We start from the raw sequence: 10,135 nt of genomic DNA, 5'->3' as shown, positions 1-10,135 counted from the left end.
CATTTCTGGAACAGGCTGGCGAATACCAACCTGTACCATATCAAACCGGATGGCAACTGGACCGAACGCGCCGACCTTAAACCTGCTGATTACAATATCAATTACAACGCATTCAACCTGGATGTATTCTACACCTGGGATTTCCGCCTGGGCAGCCGGGTGATCCTGGGCTGGAAGAACTGGCTGGGCCGTGATTATGAGGAATATATCAATGGAGCACGATATCATAATTATACGGGTAATATCAAGCGTGTCTTCGCCACTCCCCATGGCAATGAGTTTACATTACGCTTCATTTATTTCCTGAACTACGAGCAGCTGCGGAAAAGGAAATAGTGGATCAATGCAGCTTATGAGGCCGTACCTGAATCTGTTCAATTTCAAGCAAAAAGTAAATTATAAGAGTGATATCCTGATTAATGCAGCCCGTAAATATCTTTTGCCAGTCTGAATGTATTGCAATGCGCCTCCACGATGGTCCTCACATCTGGTGAGTATCCGCCGCCCATGGCTACTGTACAGGGAATGCCCTTTTGCTTTAGCGCGTTGAATACGATTTCATCCCTTTGTTTACAACCCTCCATGGTTACTTTGAGTTTCCCGAACTTATCAGTTTTAAGTATATCTACACCCGAGAGATAAAATACAAAATCAGGCTGTACCTGTTTCAGCAGGGTATGCAGATTGGTTTGTAATAATTCGAGATAGAGGGCATCCTGAGTACCGTCTTTCAGTCCGATATCCAGGTCGCTCTGTTCTTTGTGGAAGGGATAATTGTGTGCGCCATGCATACTGAAAGTGAATACACGGGGTTCGTGTTGAAAGATACTGGCGGTGCCATTTCCCTGGTGAACATCCAGGTCTACGATGAGGATCTGTTCAGCCAGTTTTTCATGGAGCAGATAATTGGCGGCAACGGCAAAATCATTGAGCAGACAGAATCCTTCGCCGTGATCAGCAAACGCATGATGGGTGCCGCCAGCAACATTAAGTGCAACGCCGTTGGTAAAAGCATGATGGCAGCAGTCGATAGTACCCTGCGTGATCACCAGTTCACGTAGGGTGAGTGCGGGTGACTGTGGAAAGCCGATATGCCTTTGTTCTTTGGCGGAGAGGGTTTGCCGGTGGAGACGTTGCAGGTAATCTGCCTGGTGGGTGCGCAGCACAGTTTCATCGGCACAGGGCTGAGGGTTGAACAAAGCCGATGCTGTGATGGTGCCTTCGTACAGCAGTTGTTCAGGAATGAGCTCATATTTCAGCATCGGGAACCGGTGCCCTTCCGGCAATGGATGTGCATAGATGGGATCAAAAGCGATATGCAGCGTGCCGTTTGCCATCAATGGAACTGCATCACTTTTTTATCAACGATGGCGAACACTTTTTCTCCGGATGCAGGTCGTACCATGGCGAGGCCGGTGAATTCGCTGAATGCGGGAAGGATGCAATGAGTGGCCGTGAAATAATAACAGGGGAAGGAGAGTGATTGTCTGCCTGCTCCTGATATCCTGATACCCGGATGCAAGTGCCCGGTGAAAAAATAATGATCACTGTAGTTAGTAGTGTCAGTTTCTTCCGGGTCATGCACAAACCCGAAGAGATTGTTCAGTGCCAGGATATTATCGGTGACGGTGATATTGCTTTGCCGATACCATTGAGAATGCAGGATATCATGATTGCCTGGGATGAGTTTGATATCTATATCAGGAAGATCGTGCCGCCACTTGCGGAATAGTTCCAGTTCCCTGTTCTCACGGCTATGGAAGAGATCGCCCACCACGATGAGTTGTTTAGGCTGAAAATACTGCATCTGCTGCACGAGCCGCTGAAGATCCTGCTTATAAACAGCCTGCGGTACCGGGATACCGTGCTTCCTGAAATGCCCTGTCTTACCGAAATGCAGGTCCGCCAGGATCAATGCTTTTTCTTCTTCCCAGAAAATACATCGTTCAGAGCTAAGCCACAGGTTCTGCTGTTGTAAGGAATATGGAACAGGGGGTTGCATTGGAATGCAAAGTTAGGGAAAATGAAGTTGGCTGGGAAAGCGGTTTTTGAATGGAAAAAACAGCCCCTGCCCAGAATGGAATAGTTTGGAATAAGGGAATTTGATCAATAAACAGCGGGAAAAAACCCGTAGGTTTTTGAAAACCGGGTACGGGTCGAGTTCGTATATGCATGCCTTTTATAAAAATTAAAAGTTCGTGTATGTATGATTGTGAGTTTAATATTAGTGGGTTTTCAGAGTGTTTTGATAAGTTCTCAAAAAGGAAAATTGCAACTGAGGGAATGGCGGTCAACGGGGAAATGATTAAGAATATTCTCAATAAGAAATATCGATGGCATTTTAATTGGATGGAGGAGTATAAGAAACCGGACAGGCGGCTATTTTATCTCCGTACCTGTACAGAGGACCGGAGACTTCAGGGGTTAATCAGTGCTACACCGAAGATCGCAGATAAATATATTTTTCTGCATCTCATTGAAAGTGCACCGCATAACCTTGGGGCTTCGAAACAGTATGAAGGAGTTCCACAGAGCCTTGTTGCTTATATGTGCAAGGCTAGCTTTGAATTGGGATTGGAGGGGTACGTTGTATTTGAAGCAAAGACTGCTTTGATTGGTCATTACATTAAAAAATTCGGAGCAGAATTGATTTATCCAAGGCTAAACAGAATGTGCATTAGTACGAAAAACGCAGAAAATTTAGTAAATTTATACATCAAAAAATTATGATCATGAATAAGAAGCAACGTGAGCAGTATATCAGGGAACTGGCAGCTGATCTAAATCCATCTTCGGATGATCTGCTTGGTGTAATTGGCTGGGACAATGATTATATCAGGTATACTCCAGAAGAAAGAGCGGAGGCAGACCGGCTAACAGCCGAGTGGATCAGAAAGGATCGCGAAAAGCGTAAGCAAGAAGCTATGCAGCATCCAGAGGAGCACGATTCAATTGCCAAGGCTTCATAGATCTTATCCCCCCAACTCCTGCATCCTCTTCACCCGGTCCTCTAACTTTTCTGACGTTAAACTTTCTCTCAAGCTATCCACTTTAATCGGAAAACAAAATGGTGTCAGTCTCTCCGGGAATCTGATAATGATATTGCTTTGCTGTATCCTTTCCAGCATATTACGAAGCCGGACTTCTTCCATCTCCCTGTCAAACACTTCCTGGAAGGCCTGACGGATCAGCAGGTTATTCCTGTCGTATTCAGCAAATACATTAAATAGCAGGGAAGCTGAAGCCTGCAGATGCCTGGCTTTTTTCTGCTCTCCGGGGTATCCCTGGAAGATCAATCCGCCGATCACGGCGATGTCCCGGAATTTTCGCTTAGCCATTTCCGTTGAATTGGCACTCCGCTGGATATCTGTCAGCAGATCTGCCGGGCTGAACAGGTCGTACACATTCGCATCATCTACCGGGATCGGTTGGTCACTGAGCAGTTCAAAGCCATAATCATTCATGGCAAAGGAGAAGGTGATGGGCATGATCCGGCTGATCCGGTAGGCCAGTACTGCGGCCATGGCTTCGTGCACCAGCCTGCCTTCAAACGGATATACAAAAAGATGATAGCCGTCTTTTGTTTCGATATGTTCTATGAGCAGTTCATTGGCGCGTGGTACATGAGACAGGTCTTCCTGCAACCTGAACAGAGGCTGTAGCACCCGCATCTCGATATCCTTTGCCCGCGCCAGCACCAGTTTGCCATCGGCCTGCTCTTTGAATACATTGTTCAATTGCTCCCGCAGCTTCTTTCCCAGGTTGGCTGATAATGGCATGCGACCTCCCTGCCAGCTGGGCACAATACTTTTGGTGGAGTTCGACTTCTTCACCAGTACCGTCATGTCTTTGATCCCCACCAGCTCCAGGTTCCTGCCGGACAGCGTAAATACCTCACCCGGCGTAAGTCTGGAGATGAACCATTCCTCTATCATCCCGATCCAGCCCCCATGAACGAACTTCACTTTCAGCATCGATTCACTCACGATGGTACCGATATGCATCCGGTGCCGCATGGCTATGCGCCTGCTGGTGATCCGGTACACCCCATCTATGATCTCCACTTTTTTGTATTCGTCGTACTGTTGCAGTGCGGAGCCACCTGTTGTTACAAAATCAAGTACGGTTTGAAAATCTTCCACCGTCATATCGCGGTAGCAGTAGGTGCTGATGATCTCGCGGTACATCTCTTCCGGGCGGAACCCATCCGAAATCGCCAAAGTACAGAGGAACTGAATGAGTACATCGTAACAGAGTAGCATGGGATCCCGGTTCTCGATAAACTCCTCTGCCACGGCCGCTTTCAGCGCCGCCACTTCCACCAGTTCCAGCGAATGGGTAGGCAGAAAATAGATAGTGCTCACTTCACCGGGCCTGTGGCCGCTTCTTCCCGCTCTTTGTAAAAAACGCGCTACTCCTTTGGGAGAGCCAACCTGTATAACGGTTTCGACTGGCCGAAAATCAACTCCCAGGTCAAGGCTGGCCGTGCATACCACTGCCTTGAGCTTTGCGGTATGCAGGGCTTCCTCCACCCAGATCCGCAGTTCCTGCTCGATGCTGCCATGGTGCAGTGCGATAGCGCCTGCCAGTTCGGGTGCAGCCGATAATAGTGTCTGGTACCATCGCTCTGCCATCCCCCGTGTATTGATGAAGATGAGCGTGGTTAGACTCTGATCGAGGATGGGCAGGACCTTATTCACCAGTTTCAGTCCAAGGTGACCGGCCCAGGGATATTTTTCGATCTCATCCGGTATGATGGACTCGATCCTTATTTCTTTCTTCAGATGTGCTTTTACCTGCACCGCCTGTTTCCCACTGAGTTGCTGCACGGGGCTCAGCAATACATCCTGCGCTTCCTGCATATTACCGATAGTAGCGCTGATGCCCCAGACATTACAATGTTCATGGAAGAACTGCTGCTGCGCATGCACAATACGTGCAATGGCCAGTTCTACCTGAACACCCCGTTTGCTGCCGATCAGTTCATGCCACTCGTCCACCGCAATGATGCGCAGATTTTTGAACACATCGGCATAGCCTTTCTGCGCCAGCAGGAGGTGCAGGCTTTCCGGTGTGATGAGCAGGATCTCAGGCATCTGCCTTTTCTGCCGTTGCCGCTCATTCACATCGGTATCTCCATTCCGGATCCCCACGCGCCAGCTCATGCCGAGCTCAGCGATAGCTTCTTCCATGGCCCTGCCAATATCTTTTCCCAGCGCGCGCAGTGGTGTTATCCACAGCAACTGTAGGCCGTTCTTTGCTTTTGTTTGATAGTTCTCCGGGTTACGGTTTATAAAATCGATCAGCGCGCCTATAAAAACGGAGTAGGTCTTGCCAAAGCCGGTAGGTGCATTCACCAGTCCGCTATTGCCTTCGGCAATATGCTGCCAGGCTTCTTCCTGGAAGGGGAATGGCTCAAATTGTTTGGCATCCAGCCAGCGCCGGATCACCTGGTATCCTATGGTGGAATGAAGCAACAGTTTATAATGTTTTCAGGTACTCTATCAAAGCCTTTCTCTCTTTATCAGTCAGTTTGTCGCCGAAATAATGTCCCTTGTTGCTGTAACCGGGAAGATCGGTATTGTAGATATTCTTTTTGCCAGGTTGATCATGACTGCTGTATGCCCAGCCCGGATTGTTATGATTGTACACAGGATGATCAAAATCCCTCGACCAGTATTTCGGCCGGAGCTTACTGTTGAGTAATGATTCAAGGTCGGGAACCGATCCATTATGGAGATACGGAGCTGTAACCCAGATACCATCCAGCGGTGGTGCTATATACCCCGCATAAGGCTGGAGTCTGGCCGGATGATCTCCCTTTGTGAACCAGCTGCTGTTGAACCATTCCACAAACTGAGGATTGGAATAGTTGCTGGTATAAAGCAACGAATCTGTTTTGATGATATGTTGTGGCACCAGCAGGTTGGGATAGAAGGCGGAATCTCCATAATTACCATGGCATTTGCTGCAATTGGCATTGAACAATACTTCGCCCTGTTGAACTAAAACTGCATCGATGCTATCGGGGAACTTCGGTGCCTGCAATGAATAAATATAAGCCAGTACATCGGGCATATGAGAATCCACTTCTCGTGATTCGGAAGTATCATTCACTGTGAGCAGGTTGGATGCCATCAGGAATTTACCGAAATCGCCTCTTCCAAAACCGTTGTAGAACATGGCATTCTTTTTCTTCAGTAACCACCAGGCTGGAACATCAGTAGGGATCACCTGCTCCGGGATGTCGAGTTTGGGAGTGCCCGTCCATTTAAAAGTTACCGGATCACGATGTGCCGCCAGCAGCGCTGCCAGGCGGTCTGCCGCGTTCACGCCACGCACTTCCGTAGAAAGCCAGGGACCGATGGCTTTGGTGATCTCGATAAAGGATTTACTGGCTTCGTATTTTTTAGGAGCTGTCAGTTTGAGCCAGGCTTCCACCTTTTTCAGGTTTTTTATGTTGAGCTTTTCGTTCTGTGTAAAATCGATCATTGAATTGCCCATGCCCATGAACAGTTGATCGTCCATCACCTGGGCATGGCATTGCAGGCAATTGGGCGCCACCAGCACTTCTCCGTTGGCGGCCGTGATGGCTGTGTATTCATGAGAGAGCTTTGCATTTTTTCCTTCGCGCTCCAGGTAATTGTGCTGGTCTTTTCCCAGGCCCATTACAAACACTGAAAACGGGATACCGCCTTTTACATAATCGCCGGTAGTAAGGTATTTAAAGCCTTTTGCGGAATCGCCTCCAAGGCGCTGCGGGCTGGGTGGAATATGCACCAGCTCGAAGGCGGTAAGGCTCAGCACATGTGTAAAGGCTGCGCCGCTGATCACGATGAATATGAGAACTAACCACTTTTTCATTGCGCAGGGAATGTATGCTTAAAATTACGAATCGCTCGTCATATAATAATTCAGGCTGTAAAACATACCCACAGCTATTGGTTGGTTGATGGGCTGTTGTGGGGTATGTTGTGGCGAAGGGTTCTGCTACTTGCCGTATAGCTCCAGCATCTTTTTCAGATCGTCCAGTGTATTGATCTCATCCGCTTTTTTGTCTTTCCGCCACCTGCTCATGCGGGGAAAACGCAGTGCCACGCCGGATTTATGACGGTTACTGGCGGCAATGCCTTCGAAGGCTATCTCGAACACCAGTTCGGGTTTGACGGTGCGGACAGGGCCGAATTTTTCAATGGAGTTGTTTTTGACGAAGTGGTCAACCTGGCGGAATTCTTCATCCGTGAGACCGGAATAGGCCTTTGTAAAGGTTACGAGCTGGTCGCCATCTTTAACGGCGAAAGTGTAATCTGTGTATAGATTGCTGCGTCGGCCATGACCTTTCATGGCATAGACCATCACGCAGTCGATCACCAGGGGATCGATCTTCCATTTCCACCAGTCGCCGCGCTTGCGGCCGGTCTGGTACATGGATGCCAGCCGTTTGATCATCAGTCCTTCGGAGCCGAGCTCACGGGCATTGTTGCGGTGTACGGCCAGTTCATCCCAGTTGGTGAAGGATATGGTGGGGGAAAGTTGCAGGACCGGTTGATTAATGGCATTGACGATCTCTTCCAGCTTCTGCCGGCGCAGGGAGAGTGGCTGCTCGCGGAAATCAACCCCTTCATATTCCAGGAGATCGTAAACGAAGAGGGCGGCAGGTGCTTCCTGCAATTGTTTCCTGGTAACATTCTTCCGGCCGATCCTGGTTTGCAGGATGCTGAATGGGAGCGGCTTGCCGCCATCGAAAGGAAGGATCTCGCCATCCAGCACGATGCCGTTGGGAAGTACTTCTCTGAAGATATTGTATTCGGGAAATTTGTCGGTGATCAGTTCTTCGCCTCGGCTCCAGGTGAAGAGCTGGTCATTACGTTTGATCACCTGTCCGCGTATGCCATCCCATTTCCATTCGGCCTGCCAGTCGGAGGGCTCGCCCAGCGCGCTCAGCTCATCTTCCAGTGCATAGGCTAGATAGAAGGGGTAGGGCTTTGAAATGTCGGCGGCGGCTGCTTCTTCGCTGAGCAGTGATGAATAATCAGTAGTGGCGGGATCCCAGTTGCCGCTGATGCGGTGCGCTATCACGGAATCCGGTAACTGCGTTGTGCGGGCCAGTGCATTCACCATGGTCTTCTGCGAAACGCCGATGCGGAAACCTCCGGTGATGAATTTATTGAACACGAAACGCTCATCCTGGCTCATACTCATCCAACTGTTGACAATGAATTCTTTCTTTTCTGATTCAGGCGCTTTTTCTAATGATAGCAATTTTTCAAGATAGATATGCAGGGGCCAGGAAGCGCCCTGGTCTGTAGCTGGTGGCAGCAGCAGGGCGATGGTCTCAGCCAGGTCTCCTACGGTATGGTAGGATTCTTCGTATAACCATTGAGGTAAGTTGATGAGTTCGATGCACCATTGGGAAAGGAGCGTGGAGTTGACCACGCGTTTGGGGCGGCGGCCACTGAACAATGCGATCACCCATACCCGGTCTTTTTCGTGCGCCCTGGTGAAATAATTGCTGAGAGCTTCGATCTTGTCGTTGGTAGCAGTGGAGCTGCCCAGTTGTTGTATGAGTTGTGCAAATGATTTCAAACTTCCGCATTTTCTGTTTCGTCGCCATATTCTGTTTTCACTTCTGCCGCTTCTATTCCCTGTTCTGTCAGATACCTGCTGAGCGCTGCCTGGAAGCCATGCGTTACATACACGCGGGAAGCGCCTGTACCTTTGATGGCTTGCAGTAATCCCTTCCAGTCTGCATGGTCACTCAGCGGGAAACCTGCATCCACATTGCGTCTGCGGACGTGGCCGCGCACCTGCATCCAGCCACTGCAGACGCCGATTTCGTGTGCGCCAAACCGCTTGAGCCAGGGTGAACCATCCGCGCCGTTGGGAGCGATCACCACATTGCCCAGGATAGTGCTGCGCGGAGTGGCATCGCTCACAAGGTGCACATCGGGTAAGGCCCAGCCTGCTTTGAGCAGTGTTTCCTGCGCATTGTAAATAGCGCCATGGGCATAGATTTGCGGGCTTACTTCCGGTAAGCATTGCAGCAATCGTTGTGCCTTACCCAGACTGTAGGCAAGCAGGATGGGGATCTTGTTGATGCTGTGGCAATGACGGACCCAATCCTGGATCTGCTGAAAGATCTCATGCTGGGGTTGCCAGTTGTAGATGGGTAAACCGAAAGTGGATTCTGTGATGAATGTGTGGCAGGGGATGGGCTCAAACCGGCCGCTGATGCCATCGTCCTCTACTTTGTAATCTCCGCTCACTACCCATACTTCGCCCTGGTATTCCAGCCGGACCTGCGAAGACCCGATCATATGACCGGCAGGATGAAGCGATACTTTCACGCCGTTGATGAGGATGGTTTCCTCCCATTCGGCCGACTGATAATCGTTATCGCCCAAACGCAGTTGAAGTAAAGGTTTGCACTGGGTATGGCAGAGGTAATGTTTCATGCCATAGCGCGCATGATCGCTGTGCGCATGGGTGATCACGGCATAATCGACCGGCTTCCAGGGATCGATATAAAAATTACCCTGGCGGCAGAAGAGACCTTTATCAGAGAATTCAATGAGTGGCATTACTGGTGTTTAATACACCGCTTTCACTACGCCGTCTACCTTCTTAACGAAGTACAGTTTTTTGTTCTCAAAATAGTCGAGGGTCATGGTGGTTTTGTCCAGCACCGGTTGGATATCGAAGTCGGTGAAGAGGCTGAATTTCTTATCGCCCAGGCTGGATCCGATATTGGTATTGTGCGTAACCAGCAGGTGTGCAAAGTGATATAATGTTTCATACCCACGGAAAAGCATATCCGAAGGACGTGAGTAGAAAATATTCCTGAAATGATCGTTGGTGGCTGTCACCAGTTTATCGGTGGGGTTCAGGTAGAATGCGGTACTGTAAATGATCTCGATCCCTTTGTAAGGTGTTTTTTCAAAATCGAGTACATCCCAGGTGGGCATCCCTATGAGGGTAGTGGTATAACTTGAGCTGAGTGTCGCCAGCTGCTGCGCCAGCTGCAGGCCGAAAGCCGCATCCAGACTGCCTGCCAGCACCACATTGGTCTTGTTGCTGTCCAGGTGGTGCTGTACATCTTCGATCGTATAATTATCGGGCAGCATCACGTATTTCA

At 49.5% G+C, this 10,135-nt stretch carries 9 protein-coding genes and 1 pseudogene; 3 read left to right on the top strand and 7 right to left on the bottom strand.

Annotation, left to right across the window (positions count from 1 at the left end; all coding sequences use genetic code 11):
- The coding region (locus ACTHMC_RS19605; RefSeq protein ID WP_440415661.1) for a DUF5916 domain-containing protein at positions 1-336 on the top strand (336 nt) is incomplete at its 5' end.
- An 80-nt stretch (positions 337-416) separates the two neighbouring features.
- On the opposite strand, the gene ACTHMC_RS19600 is transcribed toward ACTHMC_RS19605, so the two are convergent.
- The gene (locus tag ACTHMC_RS19600; protein ID WP_440415659.1) at positions 417-1,337 is read right to left on the bottom strand and encodes a histone deacetylase family protein; all 921 of its coding nucleotides are present in this window, start codon (positions 1,335-1,337) and stop codon (positions 417-419) included.
- The gene (gene pdeM / locus ACTHMC_RS19595) at positions 1,337-2,002 is read right to left on the bottom strand and encodes a ligase-associated DNA damage response endonuclease PdeM (protein WP_440415657.1); all 666 of its coding nucleotides are present in this window, start codon (positions 2,000-2,002) and stop codon (positions 1,337-1,339) included. The genes ACTHMC_RS19600 and pdeM overlap by 1 nt, the downstream gene beginning before the upstream one ends.
- Positions 2,003-2,202: 200 nt before the next feature.
- Here pdeM and ACTHMC_RS19590 point away from each other — a divergent pair, with 200 nt between their 5' ends.
- Together ACTHMC_RS19590 and ACTHMC_RS19585 are read left to right on the top strand one after the other, a co-directional pair.
- Positions 2,203-2,730: a hypothetical protein gene (locus ACTHMC_RS19590; RefSeq protein ID WP_440415656.1), complete on the top strand. Its 528-nt coding sequence runs from the start codon at positions 2,203-2,205 to the stop codon at positions 2,728-2,730.
- A gap of 2 nt (positions 2,731-2,732) precedes the next feature.
- A complete protein-coding gene (locus ACTHMC_RS19585; RefSeq protein WP_440415655.1) occupies positions 2,733-2,969 on the top strand; it encodes a hypothetical protein in 237 nt (78 codons plus the stop codon).
- 3 nt (positions 2,970-2,972) lie between these two features.
- On the opposite strand, the gene ACTHMC_RS19580 is transcribed toward ACTHMC_RS19585, so the two are convergent.
- The 5 genes and pseudogenes from ACTHMC_RS19580 to ACTHMC_RS19560 form a co-directional block, all read right to left on the bottom strand.
- Positions 2,973-5,477 (bottom strand): ligase-associated DNA damage response DEXH box helicase, encoded by a 2,505-nt coding sequence (locus tag ACTHMC_RS19580; RefSeq protein ID WP_440415653.1) that lies wholly within the window; start codon positions 5,475-5,477, stop codon positions 2,973-2,975.
- Between the two features lie 4 nt (positions 5,478-5,481).
- Positions 5,482-6,864, bottom strand: coding sequence for a hypothetical protein (locus ACTHMC_RS19575; protein WP_440415651.1), 1,383 nt, complete (start codon positions 6,862-6,864; stop codon positions 5,482-5,484).
- 126 nt (positions 6,865-6,990) lie between these two features.
- Positions 6,991-8,586, bottom strand: coding sequence for an ATP-dependent DNA ligase (locus ACTHMC_RS19570; RefSeq protein ID WP_440415650.1), 1,596 nt, complete (start codon positions 8,584-8,586; stop codon positions 6,991-6,993).
- Positions 8,583-9,581 carry a ligase-associated DNA damage response exonuclease gene (locus ACTHMC_RS19565; protein WP_440415648.1) on the bottom strand — a complete coding sequence of 333 codons (999 nt, stop codon included), beginning with the start codon at positions 9,579-9,581 and terminating at the stop codon, positions 8,583-8,585. The genes ACTHMC_RS19570 and ACTHMC_RS19565 overlap by 4 nt, the downstream gene beginning before the upstream one ends.
- Positions 9,582-9,590: 9 nt before the next feature.
- Positions 9,591-10,135, bottom strand: a pseudogene (locus tag ACTHMC_RS19560) (hypothetical protein); the annotation flags it as partial.

Source organism: Pseudobacter sp., assembly GCF_051955275.1.
Lineage (GTDB): Bacteria > Bacteroidota > Bacteroidia > Chitinophagales > Chitinophagaceae > Pseudobacter.
The sequence above is the reverse complement of the archived record's forward strand: the minus strand, read 5'-3'. Positions and strand labels throughout refer to the sequence as shown.

Excerpts from the sequence above, each read along its gene's own strand:
- ACTHMC_RS19600 (WP_440415659.1), bottom strand. The coding sequence starts at position 1,337 with ATGGCAAACGGCACGCTGCATATCGCTTTTGATCCCATCTATGCACAT.
- ACTHMC_RS19575 (WP_440415651.1), bottom strand. The coding sequence starts at position 6,864 with ATGAAAAAGTGGTTAGTTCTCATATTCATCGTGATCAGCGGCGCAGCC.
- ACTHMC_RS19590 (WP_440415656.1), top strand. The coding sequence starts at position 2,203 with ATGTATGATTGTGAGTTTAATATTAGTGGGTTTTCAGAGTGTTTTGAT.
- ACTHMC_RS19585 (WP_440415655.1), top strand. The coding sequence starts at position 2,733 with ATGAATAAGAAGCAACGTGAGCAGTATATCAGGGAACTGGCAGCTGAT.
- ACTHMC_RS19565 (WP_440415648.1), bottom strand. The coding sequence starts at position 9,581 with ATGCCACTCATTGAATTCTCTGATAAAGGTCTCTTCTGCCGCCAGGGT.
- pdeM (WP_440415657.1), bottom strand. The coding sequence starts at position 2,002 with ATGCAACCCCCTGTTCCATATTCCTTACAACAGCAGAACCTGTGGCTT.